The 20914-nt window shown below is 35.2% G+C and carries 17 protein-coding genes; 4 read left to right on the forward strand and 13 right to left on the reverse strand.

The window, feature by feature from the left end:
- The first annotated feature begins 1859 nt into the window (after positions 1 to 1859).
- Positions 1860 to 2150 carry a Mo-dependent nitrogenase C-terminal domain-containing protein gene (locus ACP6PL_RS11180; RefSeq protein ID WP_426545348.1) on the forward strand — a complete coding sequence of 97 codons (291 nt, stop codon included), beginning with the start codon at positions 1860 to 1862 and terminating at the stop codon, positions 2148 to 2150.
- Between the two features lie 411 nt (positions 2151 to 2561).
- On the opposite strand, the gene purQ is transcribed toward ACP6PL_RS11180, so the two are convergent.
- The 3 genes from purQ to ACP6PL_RS11195 all read right to left on the reverse strand — a co-directional run bounded on the left by purQ (position 2562) and on the right by ACP6PL_RS11195 (position 3948).
- A complete protein-coding gene (gene purQ, locus ACP6PL_RS11185; RefSeq protein WP_426545332.1) occupies positions 2562 to 3257 on the reverse strand; it encodes a phosphoribosylformylglycinamidine synthase subunit PurQ in 696 nt (231 codons plus the stop codon).
- A 192-nt stretch (positions 3258 to 3449) separates the two neighbouring features.
- The gene (gene purS, locus ACP6PL_RS11190; protein ID WP_426545333.1) at positions 3450 to 3716 is read right to left on the reverse strand and encodes a phosphoribosylformylglycinamidine synthase subunit PurS; all 267 of its coding nucleotides are present in this window, start codon (positions 3714 to 3716) and stop codon (positions 3450 to 3452) included.
- A gap of 88 nt (positions 3717 to 3804) precedes the next feature.
- Complete coding sequence (locus ACP6PL_RS11195) at positions 3805 to 3948, reverse strand: hypothetical protein (protein ID WP_426545334.1); 144 nt, start codon at positions 3946 to 3948, stop codon at positions 3805 to 3807.
- Here ACP6PL_RS11195 and ACP6PL_RS11200 point away from each other — a divergent pair.
- Positions 3947 to 4342 (forward strand): Fur family transcriptional regulator, encoded by a 396-nt coding sequence (locus tag ACP6PL_RS11200; RefSeq protein ID WP_426545335.1) that lies wholly within the window; start codon positions 3947 to 3949, stop codon positions 4340 to 4342. The two genes, ACP6PL_RS11195 and ACP6PL_RS11200, sit on opposite strands and share 2 nt — an antisense overlap.
- 476 nt (positions 4343 to 4818) lie before the next feature.
- Here ACP6PL_RS11200 and ACP6PL_RS11205 read toward each other — a convergent pair whose 3' ends face one another.
- Both ACP6PL_RS11205 and ACP6PL_RS11210 read right to left on the reverse strand, forming a co-directional pair.
- Positions 4819 to 5784: an SPFH domain-containing protein gene (locus ACP6PL_RS11205; protein WP_426545336.1), complete on the reverse strand. Its 966-nt coding sequence runs from the start codon at positions 5782 to 5784 to the stop codon at positions 4819 to 4821.
- A gap of 482 nt (positions 5785 to 6266) precedes the next feature.
- The gene (locus tag ACP6PL_RS11210; RefSeq protein ID WP_426545337.1) at positions 6267 to 6731 is read right to left on the reverse strand and encodes an NfeD family protein; all 465 of its coding nucleotides are present in this window, start codon (positions 6729 to 6731) and stop codon (positions 6267 to 6269) included.
- Between the two features lie 337 nt (positions 6732 to 7068).
- On the opposite strand from ACP6PL_RS11210, the gene ACP6PL_RS11215 reads away from it, so the two are divergent.
- Both ACP6PL_RS11215 and ACP6PL_RS11220 read left to right on the forward strand, forming a co-directional pair.
- The gene (locus tag ACP6PL_RS11215) at positions 7069 to 9030 is read left to right on the forward strand and encodes a PP2C family protein-serine/threonine phosphatase (protein WP_426545338.1); all 1962 of its coding nucleotides are present in this window, start codon (positions 7069 to 7071) and stop codon (positions 9028 to 9030) included.
- Positions 9031 to 9716: 686 nt separating this feature from the next.
- A complete protein-coding gene (locus tag ACP6PL_RS11220) occupies positions 9717 to 9941 on the forward strand; it encodes a ferredoxin-thioredoxin reductase variable chain (RefSeq protein WP_426545339.1) in 225 nt (74 codons plus the stop codon).
- A gap of 170 nt (positions 9942 to 10111) precedes the next feature.
- On the opposite strand, the gene ACP6PL_RS11225 is transcribed toward ACP6PL_RS11220, so the two are convergent.
- The 8 genes from ACP6PL_RS11225 to ACP6PL_RS11260 form a co-directional block, all read right to left on the reverse strand.
- Entirely contained in the window at positions 10112 to 10345 is a 234-nt protein-coding gene (locus ACP6PL_RS11225) for a hypothetical protein (protein WP_426545340.1), read from the reverse strand.
- Positions 10346 to 10517: 172 nt separating this feature from the next.
- Positions 10518 to 11312 (reverse strand): YdcF family protein, encoded by a 795-nt coding sequence (locus tag ACP6PL_RS11230; protein ID WP_426545341.1) that lies wholly within the window; start codon positions 11310 to 11312, stop codon positions 10518 to 10520.
- A 466-nt stretch (positions 11313 to 11778) separates the two neighbouring features.
- Positions 11779 to 12123 carry a hypothetical protein gene (locus tag ACP6PL_RS11235; protein WP_426545342.1) on the reverse strand — a complete coding sequence of 115 codons (345 nt, stop codon included), beginning with the start codon at positions 12121 to 12123 and terminating at the stop codon, positions 11779 to 11781.
- Between the two features lie 195 nt (positions 12124 to 12318).
- Positions 12319 to 12447 carry a hypothetical protein gene (locus ACP6PL_RS11240; protein WP_426545343.1) on the reverse strand — a complete coding sequence of 43 codons (129 nt, stop codon included), beginning with the start codon at positions 12445 to 12447 and terminating at the stop codon, positions 12319 to 12321.
- 1043 nt (positions 12448 to 13490) lie between these two features.
- Positions 13491 to 15086 (reverse strand): helix-turn-helix domain-containing protein, encoded by a 1596-nt coding sequence (locus tag ACP6PL_RS11245; RefSeq protein WP_426545344.1) that lies wholly within the window; start codon positions 15084 to 15086, stop codon positions 13491 to 13493.
- A gap of 464 nt (positions 15087 to 15550) precedes the next feature.
- Positions 15551 to 16063: a helix-turn-helix domain-containing protein gene (locus tag ACP6PL_RS11250; protein ID WP_426545345.1), complete on the reverse strand. Its 513-nt coding sequence runs from the start codon at positions 16061 to 16063 to the stop codon at positions 15551 to 15553.
- Between the two features lie 730 nt (positions 16064 to 16793).
- The gene (fdxB, locus tag ACP6PL_RS11255; RefSeq protein WP_426545346.1) at positions 16794 to 17090 is read right to left on the reverse strand and encodes a ferredoxin III, nif-specific; all 297 of its coding nucleotides are present in this window, start codon (positions 17088 to 17090) and stop codon (positions 16794 to 16796) included.
- A gap of 916 nt (positions 17091 to 18006) precedes the next feature.
- Entirely contained in the window at positions 18007 to 19806 is a 1800-nt protein-coding gene (locus ACP6PL_RS11260; RefSeq protein WP_426545347.1) for a PAS domain-containing sensor histidine kinase, read from the reverse strand.
- Between the last annotated feature and the right edge of the window lie 1108 nt (positions 19807 to 20914).

Raw genomic sequence — 20914 nt, forward strand, 5'->3', positions numbered from 1 at the left:
TCCGGTAGCATTGGTATTGTATAGAGAAGGTAAGGAAGAAGGAAGAAGGAAGAAGGAAGAAGCTTTAAGAGAAGAAAAAACCTTAAATATGGTGGATATTTTCCCGGCTTTTACACAAACGATACCAACGGACATGATATAATATCTAAATAATCGTACCGTTAAGCAGAAATAGGTAAGGAAGAAGGAAGAAGGAAGAAGGAAGAAGCTTTAAGAGAAGAAAAAACCTTAAATATGGTGGATATTTTCCCGGCTTTTACACAAACGATACCAACGGACATGATATAATATCTAAATAATCGTACCGTTAAGCAGAAATAGGACTTACCCGCTTTCTCGGATAACTATAGCACTCACCATTACTGACGCGGACATTCTCACTCCTCTCAAATTTAGTCACAGCAAGAATTTAATATAATTCCGCCTGAATACTCATACCATTTCTGATAGCTTACCTCCTCTGTAAGAGGCATAGTAATACTATCTTTGATTGCCATCTCCCCACTCCCCATCTCCTCATGTCAAGATTTTATACACAAACGACACTGCCGGACATGATATAACTTCTGAGTTCTGAGTTCAGCTATAGTTGGTTTGAAAAATAGACATCTATGAACAAACCTAGTTAATGTACTAGCTGCAGTTACTGAATACCATATAATATTATTTAAGTCAATAATATATAGTTCAGTAAAACTTATTAATTTTATTCAAAACATTTATACTTGTGAAGAGTCAATACGCGACAATTAGCTCTATTGGTGTAACAATCAAATAGGTGATAAAACAGGTTAGCTATATAGCTGAAGTCAGAACTCAGAACTCAGAAGTTAAATTCTTGCTCTAACTAAATTTGAGAGTGGCGAGAATGTCTGCGCTAGTCATGGCGACTGTTATATTCCACTTTATAAGCGAAGAGCTTATTAATCATAGATATAGGGACTATTCTTCTTATGACTTGAAGACAAATAGGCAGCCTAATTGAAAAGATTTATTGCTCCGAAATATTGGGTCAAACTACTCTATGTGTGAGCTTGTCAAAAAAATGTAGAACTTCACAGCTAGATATTTTTCTAGCCAAGGATTGAATACAAACAAAATCATCTTGAGTTGCCTATTAGTTAGAGGCATCATAATACTTTTGTGCCAAAATGCCTATGGAACTGTAGTTGAATTATTTACAATTAAAATAGTACAGTTGAAAAACAACTGATAAAATTATCAAATAAAAATTAGGAGATAGTCGTCTGTCAATATTGAAATCAGGAATAGATAATCTCTGAAAACCATCTCAGCTAATAATTCTCTATTCCTGGAAGAAGATTATTCCTCAAACAAAACAAACTTGATAGTCTAATTAGGAGTTTGTTGACACCCTTAAAGTAAATTGGGCATCCCATTTACGGTGGGCTAACCACAAAATTTACGGCATTTTAACCTCTGGAAATGTCAACACAACATGGAAGTAAATTCAAAAAAAATTAAACCTTAGCTATTAAAAAATCCTCGGTAGTTTGGAGACCTCCGCGCTTCAGCTAGGGGGGAAAACAAGTGGGTAGGTTTAACCCACAGTCAAACGTTTGTCCTAGTTAAGAGTTTTAAAACCAGGAATCTCTTGAAAACCCCCACACTCTACCGTGGGGAATAATTTTACTGGAAATTCAAAAGTCAATATCAAAATTAATTTTTGGCTTGTGAATTTTGCCAAATAATTGACAACTAATACTCAAATGTTGTCTTTCCGGTAATGCCAAAAAATACACTGTAGAAACCAATAGAAAGTCTTTAAAACCATGCACGATCTGGCAAAAGCAACAGGGGTATGGATGAGACCCCAAAACACTAACATTTTAAATGCTATGACTGCTCGTATCTATACTACAATACCTAAATTTAAGCCATTAAGCCCTTTGAGAAAATGGCTAGATCGCATAGAAATTAAGAATCCCAAATTCGCAAGATTTCTGTGTCAATTAATTCCGAGTCAGTGCCCCTTTGAGCGCGATATCAGTTTTTTGGGTCATGTTTTGTTTCACATTCCTCCTATGTGTAAACTTAACCCTCTTTACAATGAACTAATTGATTTGAGGTTTAGAGCTTTGTGTTATTTGGCGGATGTTTGTGGAGAAGATGTTAGCTCATACTGCTAATATTGTCAAGAATAATATTCCGCATTTCTACCGCGTCTTATCTCGCCAACAGCCGAAAACGCACGTTGACTTTTTCCATTAATACAAGGTTCCCACTCAGTTAAAATTTAATACAGCATATCTGAATATGAGTGAAGTACATAAGCCGATTCATTAATTGATAATGGATAATGAATAATGGATAATTACCTCTGGTTAAAACTAAGAAAATTGAAGATAAAGGCACTTTTTTTCTCTTGAAACAGAAGGCTTTAAACCTTTGGGGATTAATTATCAATTATCCATTGGTAAAATACGGATTCTACAACGCTTTTAAAATTAATATTTGTACTTCATTTACCTGCAATATGCTGTAAATTGAAATTGAGTTTTATTTTCAGCGAGAACAGTGACTAGCATAGATAACTGTCACTAAATTCCAACGACAGCCATTAATAACCCTTGAAATAATTTCATGCCATCTGTATTACCTAACATTGGATCTGATGCTCTCTCTGGATGAGGCATCATTCCCAAGACATTGCCTTGACGGTTACAGATACCAGCAATATTGTTAAGGGAACCATTGGGATTAGCTTCTGGACTAATTTCACCATTTTCTGTGCAATAACGAAATAAAATTTGAGAATTATTTTCTAAATCTTGCAAAGTATCTGCATCAGCATAATAATGACCCTCACCATGAGCTATTGGCAAACCTATAACTTCTCCTTTTTTGTAAGCAGATGTCCAAGCAGTATTGGCATTTTCGACTTTCACAGGAACTTGATTGCAGATAAAATTTAATTTCTGATTTCGCACCAATACTCCAGGTAACAATCCTATTTCTGTCAATATCTGGAAACCATTACAGATCCCTAAAACTAACTTACCTTTTTGAGCGTGGGTAATAGTTGCTTTCATTACTGTAGAAAAACGGGCGATCGCTCCACATCTTAAGTAGTCCCCATAACTGAAACCTCCAGGGATAACTATTACATCCAAATCAGAAATATCTTCTTCTTGATGCCAAACCATGCGAGTTGGTTGACCCAATAAACCCTGAGTGACCCAAGCTACATCCCGATCGCAATTGGAACCAGGAAACATAATAATGCCAAATTTCATATAAATTTTAAATTAATTTAAACTTGTTGATTGCTAGAAACAAAATATTTCTAGGACTTACCCAGAAAGCAGGTTTATCAAAGAAATTTCGTTAGAGCGAAAAACAATAATCAGGACAATACACCCAGTTTCTTAAATAATACAAAAATCATCAATTCTTTTCCCTCCTCGGAGGGGTTAGGGGTGGGTTCCCTACTCCCTACTCCCTGTTTCTAATTCAAAGCGATAATTTTCAATGACAGGATTTGCCAATAATTGATCGCAGATTAATTCTACTTGGCTTCTAGCAGTTGCTTCATCTGTTGCCTGAAGTTTCAACTCAATATATTTACCAATTCTAATTTGTTCTACATTTTCATGTCCCATCTGTGCCAACCCAGATTGAACTGCGGTACCAGCAGGGTCTAAAACAGATGGTCTTAGAGTAACATAGATATGTGCCTGATATTTATTTATCACGTTAGTACAAAATCTTAGATTTTAATTGAACTACTTTAGATATTATCTGTTATAACAGTCGAAGTAGAGCTTAGGACACTGCTAAATGTTATTTACGGACTATTTCCGTAGGAAAAACTAACTCAGAGATAACTTCTGACTTCTGACTTAGGGCGATTCGCGAATCACCCCTACTGACTTCTGACTTGCGCGTAGCGCTATAAGTTCTGCCCAAATCAACTATATTGGCCATGAAAACCAATCGCACCCGGTCTCAAGAGCGTATTTTAAAACTACTAAAAACCCAGAAGCGATCACTATCTGCTCAGGATATCTATTTAAAACTACGTAGATGTAACCAGCCTCTGGGCCTCGCAACAGTATATCGTTCTTTGGATGCTCTCAAGCTAGAGGGGGCAGTAATTGTACGGACTTTGGCTAATGGTGAATCTGTTTATAGTTGTCTACAGCAAGACCAACATCATCTGACTTGTGTTAAATGTGGGACTTCTATACCTATTAATGAATGTCCTGTCCATTATTTGGAGGACAAATTGCAGGAGTCCCACAAATTTAAGATTTTTTACCACACTTTGGAATTTTTTGGACTTTGTGATACCTGTATGTTAGCTGAAGATATTTCGTGATTTAGAATTCAGAATTCAGAAGGTTTAGTGGAGCGACACATATAACCTACATTCCGCACGACAAAATGTAGTATAAAAAATAGGAGATAGGAGATAGGAGACAGGAGACAGGAGACAGGAGACAGGAGACAGGAGACAGGAGACAGGAGACAATTATAGTGGTCAATAGGAGTAAGTAATTGAGTATTTATGCTTAATATTTTCCTGAGAATTTGACTCCTCAGAAACGTCAATGAATCGGAGCTACATAGTATAAATACCTACCAAGCTGCCGTTTTTATACTACTTTTAATGCTACAACTTGACGTGCGGAATGTGGGATATAAAATACTGCATTAGATCCCTGGGGGTGGGTTAATCTAAATTCATTTTGAGCCAAATTAATTTAATGCTGAACCTGTCCCTATACTTTGCAACATTTTAGGTCTGTCACAGCAATACCATTAAGATATTACAACTTATTTAGGATTGCTTCCCTAACTGCTAACTGAATTTTTGCCATCTGCCACAATAGAACGCATACCTTCTAAAGTTGCTGGAATATTCCGGGGGTCCATAAACATAACTTTACTACTTTCACTACTACCAATCTTCTGACCCATATCTAGATAATTTTGAGCTAATAAAAATTGGAGTGCTTCTTTTGCATTGGGGTCTTCATGGAGAGTTTTAGTAATAATTTCTAATGCTTCAGCAGTTGCTTGGGCTTTCAATACTTGAGATTGACGTTCGGCTTGAGCCTTGAGGACAATTGCCTTTTGTTGTGCTTCTGCTTCTAAAACCGTTGCTTTTTGTCGAGCTTGAGCATCAAGAACTTGTGATTCGGCCTTACCTCTGGCAGAGTTAATAGCAGAATCTCTTTCCCCTTCTGAAGTTAAAATTGCTGCTCGTTTTTGCCGTTCCGCAGTCATCTGTAATTCCATAGAATCTTGTACTGCTTTGGAAGGGCTAATATCTCGTAATTCGACCCTCGTTACTTTGACTCCCCAAGGGTCAGTTGCAATGTCTAATTCTCTAAGTAATACCTCATTAATTTCTGTACGAGCTGTAAAAGTTTGGTCTAATTCTAATTTACCCATTTCTGCCCGAATTTGAGTTAAAACTAGATTAACCATTGCAGATTGGAGATTTTCTACTTTGTAGTAGGCTTTCTCCATATCCATAATCCGCCAATAAACTACAGCGTCTACACTAATTGCTACATTGTCTCTAGTAATACATGGTTGAGGTGGAATATCTAAGACTTTTTCCCGAATAGTTTCTTGATAAGAAATTCTATCCAAAAATGGGATAACAAATTTCAAACCAGCATCTAATTTTCTGCCATTATATCTGCCTAAAGTTTCAACCAAAGCTTCGTTCCCTTGATTAATAACTTTGACACTTCCGACTAGACCTGAACCACCTAAAGCTAAAAAGACGAATAAAAACAACTGTTCCATTTTTCATCTCCTAAATTATCTAAATTAGTTGTTATTTAAATTGATTTTTCTGGGAAAGATAAACTGAATAATTTAATAAATTTTATAGCAGAATCTCTTTACCCTTCTGAAGTTGAAATTACTGCTTGTTTTTTCCCTTCTATAGTCATTTTTAATTCTATAGCAACCCTAAATCATTTGTAAAAAATTAAAAAATAGATAAAAACTTTAAAATCCTTGCTCCTGTTGCTTGTTGCCTCTTGCCTTTTTACCAGGTTTTTTGTTCACAACCTATTTGAGATTGCTATGCTATAGAAATCAGTAATTATCTGTAAGACTAGGTGTAGTTGAAACAACCTTCATCGGATTTTATTACCTTCAACTTCAGCAGGAGGTACTAATAACTGAAATTATACTTTCAGCTAAAATAGAAGCACCTAAAGCTAAAAAAAATAGCCAAGAGAAATGTTCCATTTTTCATCTTCTAATTATCTAATTAGTTGTTATTTCAATTGATTTTGGTTGGGGAGATAAACTGAATAATTTAATAAATTTTCTGGCAATACAAATAAAGTATTACCTTCTCGTCTAACGACAATAACTTTTTCTTGAGCAGGGATCATACTATCTTGGTCGTCACATTTAGCTCGCCAAGAATTACCTTCATAAAGTACTCTACCAGGCTGGCCTGGTAATATTTCTGTTAAAGTTTCTGCTTCCTTAGCATCAGCAATAGTAGTTACTGTATGGTGGGGCAATAGACGACGGAAAGCAAAAATAGAAGCTACAGAAAAAATCATCCACAAGGCCACCTGTAGACTCACACTAGGAATTAAGAGGGACACTCCTGCGACAACAAAGGCACTTAGTCCCATCATAAATTCAACAAAGGCTGTGGGTACAAGGAGTTCTAAAAAACAAAGAATTGCCCCAGCCAGTAACCAAAATATCGTTGGATTTAATAGCATGGATAAATGGGAGTGGTGAGGTTAAATTTATTAGTGATTTTTCCGTAAAATTACTTTAATTTGGTGACATCACTACCTAGAATCATACCTTGACAAATAATCAGGTATATGATCAGTTTATTGTGAAATTTATCAAGATAGCTTCTATCTCAACATATCTTTGCGTTTTGACGCTGAGAAAGTTCTCTGAAAACCTCCTAATTTATTTATCAAGAGCTAAAAAAACAATTCCTTACGAAAATTCTCAGATTAATTTTTAAATAGTAGAAATTTTAGCTTCATAAAAAGTAAATTGTATTACTTTTGACTTTTTATTTTTGACTTGTGACTTAATTATATGATTACTTCTACTCCACTAATTTATTGTCCAAATACTAATTGTTCCAATCCTTCTAATTCCTGGGGTCGCCAAGAGTGTGAAGCTTGCCAAACTCACTTAATCTATCGCTATTTATGGGCGGTTGCTCCAGGGGTTGAGATTCCTGTAGGGGAGTTATTGGGCGATCGCTACTATGTTGTAGCTCCACAAGTTTGGCTCGATACTAAGCCTGGTGAAACTCCATTTATGTATGAGGAGTTGCCAGATGATATTATGCCTTATCTACACTTATATCCCCAAAGGCTCCATTCCCCAGAGATATATGGTTTTTATCAACATGGAGAAGAGACTTATCCTACAGATATTCTGTTGTTAGATAACGTTCCTCTGGACTCTGAAGGTAAGTTGTTTCCTCCTTTTGTCGAAGCTTGGCCCACAGCAACTCCTGTACGCCAGGTCTACTGGTTGTGGCAAATGATGCAGTTATGGAAACCTCTATCAGAACAGCGTGTAGCTTTTAGTTTATTTACAAATAATTTACGGGCCGAAGGTTGGCGGTTACGACTGTTAGAGTTGGACGTACAAACCCGTAACACTAAACTTAGGGATTTTAAGATTTTTTGGTCAAATTTAATTCCTACTGCTCATCCTCATATTCAACAACCATTGACAGAGATTTGTCAGATGATTAGTGATATTGGTGAATCTCTAGAGGCGATCGCTCCGAAATTAAACCAACTACTATTAGAGCAGGCAGCCCAATTACCATTAAGTTGCCAAGTAATGGGCGCCACTGACACTGGGCCTGTGCGTCTGCATAATGAAGATACTTGTTATCCTACAGAACAAGATTTAGTTGATAATCAGCTAGTACCTCATTTAGCAATGATTTGTGATGGAGTTGGTGGCCATGATGGGGGAGAGGTAGCTAGTCAACTAGCAGTACAGTCCATTAAAAGATTAGTTCAAAATCTGTTGACGGAGGTAGCTCAACAACAGGAGTTAACATCCCCAGATTTAGTAAATAAACAACTGGAGGAAATTATTCGGGTAGTCAATAATATGATTGCCACGGAGAATGATGAACAAGGAAGAGAGTCTCGACAGCGCATGGGTACGACATTAGTCATGGCAATACAGTTACCCCAGCAGGTGAAACCTTCTCCAGAATCAAATCCCAACAATGCCCATGAGTTGTATGTAGCTAATGTTGGTGATAGTCGTGCGTATTGGCTAAGTAGAAATGCCTGTCAGTTGTTGACTGTAGATGATAATGTGGCTGCTAGGGAGGTACGTCTCGGTCATTCTCTACATTGGCAGGCTTTACAACGTCGTGATGGGGGTGCCCTAACTCAGGCTCTAGGTACAAGGGATGGAGAGTTTATTCGTCCCACTATTCAAAGATTTTTGATTGAAGAAGAGGGTTTATTACTTTTATGTTCAGATGGTCTGAGTGATAATGATCGGGTTGAGAATTCTTGGGCTGAATATGCTCCCAAAGTTCTCCGGGGTGAAATTTCTCTTAAGCAGGCAGTAGAGTCTCTAATTGATTTGGCGAATGAGAAAAATGGTCACGATAATACTTCGGTAATCCTTGTCCATTATCGTCTTTCTCCAGAACAGTTGATTTTATCGAATACTCCTACACCACCACCCCCAGTCAGGGAAGCTGTAATGCCAGAATTGTCCGAGGCTTCTAAAGAACTTCTTTATAGTAAAGATGAAGAAGAATCGGAACCTGAGCTAGAGTCTAAAGCTAACCCCGATCCTGAGCCTGAGTTGGAAACTGTTATAGATTCTCCAAAATTAAAACCCTGGATGTTTATGGTTGGTTTGTTATTGATATTGTTGGTAGGAGCAATTGTAGCAGTATGGCGGAATTGGGAAAATTTTCCGTCAACTCCTGATGATTCTCCTGCACCTTGGCAGAGTCCTATGATACCTCAGCCTTCTGAACCTCCAGTTTCTCCTAATTCTTAATCTTTAATTAGGGTTTGCTGAAAAAGTCTTTGGGGTGAGGGTAGGAGTCAGGAGTCAGGAGTCAGGAGTCAGGAGGAATGGGGAATTGAGAGAAGGCAGGAGGAAGAATTATCAGAGTGATTTTTTGGCCATAGTAACCCCAAAATCCTAACTTTTTGAGCATGAAGAGCTGAAAACCAGGTACTTTTTCAAGAGTTAAAAACGCTACAACCTTTATCTGTCAATACTTTTATATTTAATCAGCAAGCCCTAATTAGGGGCTATGAACGAAGTCATAAGTCACAAATCAAAAGTCAAAAGTTGTATTTCTAATGGGAATGGGTGAGCAACCCTCCAAAAATATTTCCCCTTAAAAGGCGGGGTAGCGCGACTCAATCCTGTTTGATAAATAGATAGAAAAAATTGTTTGTGTATTTACTAATCGGCTATATTACTTTTGACTCTTTGCTCTTGTCTACTTACTCACAGTTGAGATATTAATTTTTCTAGGTCTTTTGACATGGATGTATTTAAAATAATATTATCCCCTAAATCTCCCTCTTTGATGAAAAAATTGTTCAAAGTTGAATAGATGTGAATCTAGGGCAGGTTTTATGCAAAAATAAGGAAATTGTTAAATAAGTGTGTAATTTCTTCTTGGAGTTACATGAAAATTTGTAGGAGAAGATAATACAAGGTTTTATTATATGAAAGTAGGCGATCGTGTTCGCGTTAATAGTTCTGTTGTTGTTTACATTCATCCTGAACATAGAGGACAACCATTTGACATGAAAGATGAAGAAGGAGAAGTTATTGGTATTGTCAATGAATGGAAAGGCAGACCAGTTAGTGCTAATCTGCCCATTCTTGTCCAATTTACAACAAAATTTAAAGTTCATCTTAAGGAAGACGAATTAGAAATAATCTCATAAATTAAGGTGAATAGCAATGGGGTTTATGGGGCATTGTCCCCATTTAGTTCCATATTGGATGGATATAGCAGTCCTAACAGGAAAAAGAGCTAATAGTTTCAGAATTTATACTATGATGTCTGGATTTTTTACATATAATTTCGTAGTGCTATATATAAGTTTAATTATAGTTATTTACGATACATTAGTTGTAAGAAAAAACCCAAAATATTGATGTCACTCCGCATTTTTTGTAGTTCTTTTTGGTGTTGTTCTGCTACCGCAGAATACCACTGACAATAATTTTTAAAGTCTTCTCTATATTTGACTTCTTGATAAAATTCCTGGGTAGTTTGATAAACTTGACAAATTTCTGTAACAGGTGAATTTGCTTCTGGAAAAATGCCTCTTAATTCTGGTTGCATCTAAAGTAACTCCTTATTGTTATTGAGCCATACAAATGCTTTGATTATAGCAAGAGAATATTGATGTGAAACTTCTCTACTATTACATCGGATATAATAACAAGACTTTACGAATAAAAATAGCTGAACCCAAAAATTTATGTGAAATTTATTGTTTCGGTGTTAATGATTTTTATAACCAGCCGCGCAGACGATAAACTATCATACCTATATATTCTTTTAAGACTTTAGTAGAATTTTGTAAATTTGCAGCATCAGGCATAATATTTAATATAATACCTTGCCAACTATCTGTTTTTTCATGTAAATCTCTTTCCGTAACTAAAAAATCTGTTGGTGCTGGAATTACTGATATTTTCTGCTTTTTGAATATCAAAATAGAACGTGGAGTATGCAGTGCTGAAGTTACTAACAATACAGAACCTTTTATTTCTTTTGTTTCCAAAATCTGTTTAACATTAACAGCATTTTGATAAGTATTTAAAGAGTCAGTATCCTGTAAAATTGCTGTTTTTGGTACTCCCATAGTTTCAGCAATTTCTGCCATATCTCCAGATTCAGGGTTTCCTCCATCTTTCCAATCAACTCTGCCTCCACTTAATATAAGAAAAGGTGCTTTACCTTGTTGATATAATCTTACTCCATGTAAAATTCTGTCCCCTGCTTCACTAAAATCTACCCAGGGGCGCGGGGAATTAGCTGGTTTAATCCCACCACCTAAAACTATTATTGCTTCTGCCGAAGGTAAATCTTTTGGTGGTAAATTTTGCCATTCTAAAGATTTAATAAGTCCTTGAGAAACCCAAGAATTACTAAATACAAGTGTCACTGTAAATGCGATAAAAATTGTCAATGCTGACCATTTGGGATACCACCACAACAACACAAAAGCGATCAACATTAGGAGACAAGATAGACCTAATGGATAGATAAATAAAGGGAGTAATTTAGATAGAAATAAAAACATTCGTAGTTGAGCAATTCTAATAATACATCAGCCCTCAAGGGGCAGTTGAAATTAATAATTATTATGATGTGCGGATAATAAGTAATTTTTGTTTGTAGTAGGGCTTTAGCCCGAACTATAGATAGGGCTAAAGCCCTACTACAAGCTTTAATTATAAATATTCAACTGGACTTTATATTATATTAAATCCGGTAGTATCGGTATAAAACAGCAGAGAAACCGGGTTGATTAAATATCCGACAATACAAACATTTACCTCCCATAAAGCAGGTTTTTTATAACACTCTGAAGCAAGCGGACATGATATTACCTCTTTTTTTAGAAGAGAATTTAACTCAAAGGATTTTTTTTATTTAAACCTTAATTTTATGGTAAAAATAGTTTTGATGGATAGCCAATCTGAAAAGCAATTACCTCAAAATCAAAGTTATAAAAATCTATTTATCATGTCAAAATTGACAGACTATTAGTATTTTTTTCGAGATTTTGAGGATATTTGACTTTGCCTGAAAAACCAACTCAATAGAGAAACACCGCTACGTTCTTTAGGTGTTTTAGGCCATGTTTTAATTACTGACGTTGGTTTTGATGGTGTAGGAGAATCTACAGGTTCAGCATCTGTTTTTTCTGGGATTTCTGGTATTGATTCTATTTGTGACCAAAACCCTAATAATCCGGCAGCAATTCCTCCAATTAGACCAAGAATAATACTGGATTTAATTGTATATTCTAGTAAGCTAAAACTAATACTGAAAAATAGAGTAGCTGCTAGTCCGGCAATTAAGCCTGTTGATATTGATGGTTTATCCATGCTTTTTCATAGTTATTAGAAACAACAATTTTTTCGGATTTGACTAAAAATTATAGTTTTCATTCAATTTATAAATCAGGATTAATATAGATTTGAATTATAGCAGTCTGAACTAGGTATAGTATCATGTCCGGTTGAAAAGTTATAAATAAATTTGGTAGTCCTGCATAGTAATGGTTGAAGATATATATTTTTTTAATTTCTTCCCACACTTCCTACACCTCTCAAACTTCCCACACTCTCTCTACCATTACTATGCACCACCACCATAAATTTTAGGATTGAGGAGTCAGGAGTCAGGAGGCTAGAAAAATAGCGTTGCATATTTGCGCATTGGAATTAGTGTGAGGAGTGTAGGGGGGTTGCATATTTGCGTTCTGGAATTATAATTTTAGAGAAAGAGGAAATACAAAGATGAGATTTACTTTTTCTCCAAAGATTCATCCCTTGGTTCAGCAACGCCAAAAATAAGGTGTAAGGAAGAGAAGAAAAAGAAAGTTTTTTTATGACTAATTAAGAGACCGTTTGTAAAAGGAAGATTAAATCCAGGTGTAGTGGATTGTTTCACCTAAAATAGTGCAAAGCGCTTTTCTCATAATCACCCTATCCCCCCATCTCCTCATTTTCTAATGCAACATTTAAGATGAAACAGTCCAGTAGGGTGGGTTAGGCGGCAATACTTATGAATCGCGAACCAAAATCTTAACCATCGGCCGTAACCCACCGAACATACCGAACATTAACTACTCTAGGTATCTTAATCTTTGCTTGTGCATTCACTCTCTAAGCAAACATTATCAGGACTTACGCATGAGGTATGAAAAACTAGGATTAGAGATTGCTTCCCTGTCGGTCGCAATGACGAAAATACGTTGTACTGCGTAAGTCCTAATTAGGGTTTGCTGAATCAATCTGAAAGTTTCTACAGATAAAGCTTTTGGCATTTTTAAGTCTGGAAAAAGTGCGTTTATTTGAGTTGAAAAGCCTCAAAAAGTCAGTATTAACAGCAAGATTTGGACAGAGAAATTGAGGAATAGTTCTAACTCCTGCCTTCTCTAAATTCCCCATTCCTCCTGTCTCCTGTCTCCTGTCTCCTACCCTTACTCATAAGACTTTTGAGCGCAAACCCTAATTATATAAGAAATAAACAGGAAGCCTACGCCACCAATAAAGTGCGTAGGCTTAGGTAGCTTGCTTCTAAGTATTACCATAATTTATATTTAATTGTGAAAAAATATTAATCAATTAGCTAAATACCATAGAATATAGGAGACAATAATACTACCCATCACTTCACAAATGCACATCAGAATTTAACAATCCAAATTGTCCCCTAATTTAATTCAGAAATATTGTTTAATTAATCACTATCCTCCCAAACCCAAAACGTTCTGTAATAGCATTTGGTCTTCACCTTTCAGTTGAAAGCGACCACTTTCAATATCTCTAATCCAGCTTTGGCTTTTTCCCAACATAGTTGCCAACTGTCTCTGACTTAACTGTTGGTTTTTCCTAGCCATCATAATTTGTTCGCCACAGATAGCAGAAAGCTTTTTTGTTCTTTTGCGCTTAGTAGTATAACGTAACTTCTGTTTTTCAAATTCTGCTAAATGTCGATCCCATTCCTGGGGGAGTTTAAACCACAGAATACGAGCATTCATTAACATATTCCACTTACCTCTTGGACCGTGATCTGTTAATCTCTGATGATTACTACCATCATTGATCCAAAAATCTAAAGCTGCATCACCATCATCAGGTAAAGCTGCCAACTTTGCCCACATTGGTTGAATTTCCTGGGGGTAAGTTACCGGATCAAATTCAGGTTTGAGCCCATAATGGCTGAGAACTTCCAGATCGCTCTCAAAAGTCTTGATTAGTCGTTTTCGATCATCTCGAAATGAAGATGCTTGTCTAACTTTATGTTCACCATAAGCAACTCGCATTAAAGTAGGTACAGTCAGGCGTTGCTCCCTACCCATTTTTGTTTTGAACAATAACCATAACAACATTCTTGCAGTTCCTTCATGTTGCTGCCAGATGCTCATAACAGTAGTTAATACAGACTTAGGTAAAATTCCATATTGATAGAATGCTGTACGCTGTTTGCAAGCTTCCTTATTCAGGAAATACTTAGCCCAAATACCAGCTCTAACTCTAAAAGTCAGACCAACAAGATGTTTAGAACCTGTGGAATCTTCAGAAAAGTGATGTTGAATGTCTAATATATGCCACAGTTGACTTTTTGGCAATGAGAAAGCATTTATTTTGCCTTGCTGTGGCCAGTCAATAGTAGTAGTAATTTGGCAAGGTTGTTGAGCGATATTTTTAATCAAACTCAGTTTAGTTGCTTTAGATAGATCTTTGCGTTTTTCTAGCCCCAGGTATCTTTCTATTTGCTGATCGCTGATGACAAATTCTTGCTCCCATGGTTTGTCAATAACTGTTGCATGGGCAGCATAAATTAGGTGTATACAGGCTGATCTAATATCCATTGCTGGTAGAGCAGTTAGATCATTCGTAGTTTGGCATGAATCATCCAAACCTTTGATGCTGAAACTAATTGAACCCTGACCTTGCTTAATAGAACGCTGATAAATCAGTTTACCTTCTGAATCTACTGTCCAAGGTAGCGATTGTTTCTGCGCCAAAATGTTGCAAGCTTCCCAGATTACTATAGAAGAAGCAAAAGGACTATGCTTGCCATCAGGAAATAAGTCAGAGCTTGTGGGTGTTCTTGTCTCAGCCTTATATCTACCTTTTTTGGGTTGAGTAGGAACAGGACTACTAATAAAACAGTGAACTACACACTGAGGCTCTTCGTAATACCCCTCACAGCTATTACACAGTTCAGGATTAATAGAATATTGTTCATTCTCGACAACGATCGCACCTGTTGGACACTGGGTTTGGGGCGCACAGGTGGCACATGCGAGACAGTTTTCAGTCATTTTGTGAGTCATAACAAGCCCCTGTTTTTACGTTTGAGCATTTAGGTGTTAGTCATACTGCTTGTCATCTGTAAGTTGATTTTGCTACCTATTAAATTAAATAGTGATACCCTGATTGCTGTACAACTAACTATCTAAGAAGTTAAAATATCAAATCTTTATACCTAGTGATTTAAGTATTTTCACTCAAGTCTAAATTAAGACTTAATAATAAACCTTAATATTTCATATTTTTTTTAGATTAGATGTTCAGAATGAGCAAATTAATATTATTTTTATCTTTTAGTATTAGCTAATTAATAAGTTATTTAGCTAATAAGAATATTTATACATTTAACTTGCAATAGTTAGTAACTTGAAGTTTATTTAACTACTGATTTTTAGTAAAAAAAACAAAGGTAAAATGCTCAATTCATCATCAAAAGACATATTTATCGGCATTTTACCCCTCAGATATGAACTTTTGAATGTCCTAATTATTTAGATTGCTGGCTAACATTTCTCTCAAGTTTATTACTTGTATGATTGGTTCGATTATTAAGTTGTACTCTACCTCTAGGAAGCCGAATATTTTTCTGTTTAAGAATTCTCCTAACTTGAGTACCACTAAGTTTAATTCCTGTTCGTTGAGCAAGATAATTTGCTAAACGTTCTCCACTCCAATTGCTACATTCATAACCTAACTGGTTAGGAGATTTTTTTGTAACTTCTATCAATAACTGAATATATTCTTCTGTCGCTTTGCGAAAATTACCATGCTCTCGCTGATCTCGTAAACTATCTAATTTATCTGGGTCTCCATGTACACACCAATAAGCAACTGTTCTATAAGAACAACCTATAAAGCCAGAAATCTCTGAATAAGTTTTTCCGTCATTTAATAAGAGTAACATTAATACTCTTTCTCGGAAATGAGAGCAACTGCCCTCTCGCAAAGCTTTCTGCAATCTTTTCTTTTGCATTGCACTCAGAAAATCTTTTGCAGGCATAACAGCTACCTCGGTTTAACAACTTAATGCAATTTAGCTGCATAGTATCTATAAAATCCGCTTTTTCATACCCTTTATTTGTTAGTATTAAGCTACAACTCTATACCTAGGCAAAACTTGCCCATTGTAGTCTGCTAGTTTAGCTTATATTAAAAGCAAATTAAAATAGATTACTTGTGCTAGTTATTTGATGGTTATAACTTCTTTAGGAAAGTATGAAGAATAGAATAGAATTAAATTTAGCTCCTATTTTCACAACTAATCTGGCTAAAAAAGAGCAAAAATATGTGACATTAGACAGTTTGAAATAATTGCTGCATCTTTTGGCTAGATAGTCAAGTTTCGAGCTTAGTAGAATGCTTGTAGATAGCTGAGAATTAGATTAATGTCTCTTAATTTAAATTTACTTGCGCCTATCTAAACCTGATATGGTAATAGCATTTTGTAGGGCAAGCTGTTTGCTGAAGATAATAGTTTTGGGTTGGGGTAGGTAGAGGTAAGAAAACCCCTACACTTTTATATCTGAACTCGCTTTTGTGCTGCAATTGTTAAATTTCATGATTTTTGGGCGAGTCCTTGCTGCGATCGCTATTACAGAATTGCACAAATTACAATTCAAGAAAGTTAGGGAGTTCAGGTTTTGGGTAAGCAGTTTAACTAATTAATACACCTGAACCTAACACTCCACAAACTTCTATATCAATGTTTCTGAATTGATAGTCTTGCTAAGTTATGCATCTGCAGAAGAATGGGTGAAGCATTTCTTACCGCAAATGTTAGCGCAAGCTTCACATCCAATGCAATCATCTGCATTAGCAATAGTCATTACTTTTCTCAATACTTCATCATCATCATCATCATCATCCACAAACTCTCCATGCTCATTGAGTGGTCTAAGTTCTAGAACATTTCTATGACAAACTTTAAAGCAACGACCACAACCTAGACATTTGTTCATGTCAATAGATTCGACATATTGAGGAGTCCAAGCTGTACCACCTTTAGTTAAAGCTGTTAATGTTGCCATCAGTTCTTCTCCTTTATTAGTAGATTACTTTGTTTTGTTTTGTTGCATCTTTTTATATAATAGCTATTCACTCTTGCAGAAAAGTATTTTTTTATACTTTTTTCAGGTTTTTGTTAATTATTTATTAGGCCATTATTTAGTGATTTATTTATTAGAAATAATTTGCAATTATTTGTCAATAAAAACACTTATATATCTCCTAAAAGTTGGATATTTTTTAACGATATTTATAGTTTAATTTATCTGTTTATAATACAAATTTATAAATTTTTTCTACAAATACCTAGGCCATTTTTTAGAAGTAGAGAGTCATAATTAATAGGTTTGATATCATTTTTTAGTTTGTAACTTAATCTTTTTCATGAAATAGACATTTATTATTAAAGTATTTTAATAGTGCTTATTATTCCTAACATTATTTTTTCAAAATGGTATAATACTTAAAATTTCAAGTATTTCCTGCAAACTGCTGGGCAAACAGCCGTCAGCTATGAGACAATCTCCAGGCTCATAACTACATTTTTTCCTTAGGGAATGATCCGCAAACATTTTGCGAGCGCGTTTGACTAAGGAATATGAAAAACGATGTTTTGTGGTACAAAAACAGCCACTAAGTAAAGAATTATAGCGGTTTTCACAAAGGTAGACTACAAAAATTATTCCTTCTCTCCTAGATAACTAAAGCCTTCTTTCTTCTTCCTTTAAACCTAAATCTCTGTACTCTATATTAATGAAAACTGCTATAAAAGTTACTGCCAAAGAAGGTTGCCTTAAACCTCGCCTTTAAAGGTGAGGGTATCATTGCTGAACTGCTGATTGCTAACAGCTGAATGCTTACTTAAACTTTTGCTTTAAGTATTGTAGCTTCTATAACTAATTCAATTGTTATAGTCGCTACGCTCCAATTTTTCGGTAACTATCTTGAATTAGCATTAACTGGAATTAATATTTCAAATAAAGTACCTCCATTTGGATTAGATTTACATTTCAGTTCTCCCTGATGTTTTTCGACAATAATTTGGTGAGAAATTGATAGTCCTAAACCTGTGCCCTGACCCACTGGTTTTGTTGTAAAAAACGGGTCAAAAATTCGTTTTTGTACAGACTCAGGAATACCACCACCATTATCAGAAATAGAAATTTTCACACAATCCCGCTCTACTTCTCTTTCTGAGTTTTGATCCATTTCAGTTTTGATAGTAATAATACCTGGTATTTCTTGTTCTTCTAAAACATCTATGGCATTAGCAATAATATTCATAAATACTTGATTTAACTGACTTGCATAACACTCAACATCAGGCAAATTTCCATACTCTTTAACAACAGTAGTTTCTGTTTTTTTTGTAGTTTTTAAGCGATGTTGTAAAATTAATAAAGTGCTATCTATACCAGAGTGAATATCTACTTTTTTCATCTCCGATTCATCAAGACGAGAAAAATTTCTTAGAGATAAAACTAGCTCTTTAATTCGATTCGCTCCTATATTCATTGAATCAACGATTTTTGGCAAATCTTCTATGAGAAAATCTACCTCACACTCTTCAGCAAAATCTGTAATTTCTGACACTGGTTCTTGATAGTTTTTTTGATAAAGTTGTAGTAAATGTAGTAAATCTCTAATATAGTTATTTGTATGGAGAATATTACCGTAAATAAAGCTAATGGGATTATTAATTTCATGGGCAATACCAGCAACCATTTGACCCAAGCTAGACATTTTTTCTGCTTGTACTAATTGAGCTTGAGTATTTTGTAATTCTTTTAAAGTTTTTTCTAATTGCAATGCTCTTTCTCGTTCGCGTTTTTCTGACTGTTGGAGTGCAATTTCTCCTTGCTTTCGTTCTGTAATATCGCGGACAATTGCTAACACTTCATCTGTACCACTTTTAACATAACGAGCTTCATAATGATATAGGCGATCGTTGATAAAAGTAGAATATTCTCCTGCTTGCACTTTACCAGTTTTGAGAGTAAGCTTTAAGTAGTGTCGAGTCCAAATAGCTAAATCTTGGGGAAATATTTCTTCTAGAGTTTTTCCTAATACTTCTGGTGCTTCAGGAGCATTTTCATCGTCTTTGTCTGGATAATAGTCGAGAAAAACTCCTCTTGAGTTGAGGCGTAACATTAAGTCAGGAATAGCATTGAGGAGACTATGGTTTCGTTCCTGACTTTCTTGTAACGCTTCCTCTACTCGTTTACGTTCAGTGATATCAAATCTAATAGCTAAGTATTGATACGGTTGACCGAGATCGTTTAAAAAAGGTACAATAGTAGTATTTACCCAATAATGACTACCATCCTTAGCCCTATTTTTAATTTCGCCTCTCCAAACTTGACCGGAGCTAATAGTATACCATAAATTTCTAAAAAATTCTTGGGGATGATATCCAGAGTTAAGGAGACGGTGAGTTTTGCCAATTAGTTCTTCCCTAGAATATTGAGAAATTTCATAAACTTTATCATTTACATACTGAATAATACCTTTATGATCTGTAATAGCAACGATCGCTGCTTGATCTATGGCAAATTTGATGTCAGATAGTTCTTTGAGGGTTTTCCGCAGTATCCCTTCTAGTAACCGACGTTCTGCAATTGCCCTACCATGGCTAGTTAAGTTCTGTGAATCATGATTTTTCTCAATTAAGGCTGCTACCATCTGGTTGACTTCATGATGGTTATTAGTAGATTGATTGAGAACTTGATTAGCTTCCATAGTTTCTTGTTACTCCTTAGTTGAATTTTGATGCACTGCTGATATGGCTTCACTTTTCGGTTGAGAATTATCTGTAGCTTTGAGGATCTCAACTTGTAAATGCGAGGCCGATTGTTTGTTGTTTAGCAACTTAATTTGGGTAAATGCCAGATAGTAGCTCAAACTTGTTAAATGCTTACATTAATATAAAGAGCATATAATTTTCCTACTTTTTAGTTTAGTTAAATTAATTACCAATTAATAGATGTTTAAGTAAACATTTATTTCTAATTGCATAAATTATTTTATATAAATATAAATATTTAATACGGTTATTCTTGATACTAAAGTTTCTTCAAAGGTTTTTTACAAAGAGAATGGGTGATTTTCAAAGATTTTCTTTTGTTGTACTCCTGTAATTATGATGTTCGTTTTAGCAGGAACTAAAAAGACTCTTCAAGAATCTATATTAATGGAGATTTATTTAAAGTTTTTTTGTAAAATTGATTACATATAATTCAATATTTTTATGCTAAGTGTGATTTTTTGATTTTCCTGCATGGCACTAGTCCAGGTTTTCCCTAACTACAAAAAAAGTTAATGTAGCAGTATTAGTATTTTTTGAAACTGGTAGAATACGATTCAGTGAGAGTCAAAAACCTTAAATTGTCTTAGATTGAGAGACTCCGAACGTAAATATTTTCAGGTATTTGTCTTAGTTTTCACCTAGTATAGCAACACAAATAGGAAGTGAGGCGGGTTCATCTCATCAAATATTGATATCATTAACTTGAACTAGAACTTACCCCTATTCTTGCAATATCTAATAGACTTCTGCCAAAAAGATGGAATAGGGAGTAGAGTTCAAGAATTGAGAATTAAGAATTTAGAATTACCTCTCCTTAAAAAGAAGAGGATTGACGAACAGGAAAATTTTGATTTATTATCCCCTTAAAAGGGGAGGCTTTAAACCACAATATTTCGGTAAATAATTGACTATTTCTGTGGGATAATTGATTTTATTTTTTATTATCGGAGATGTCTAATCTGTGTCATCGTACTACTAATAAGTCTAGCTTACAGCGCTTTTCAGTTGAGTAGACCACAAAACTGTTGTAGGAGTAATGAG

This window comes from Dapis purpurea BLCC-M126, assembly GCF_050015975.1.
GTDB lineage: Bacteria > Cyanobacteriota > Cyanobacteriia > Cyanobacteriales > Microcoleaceae > Trichodesmium.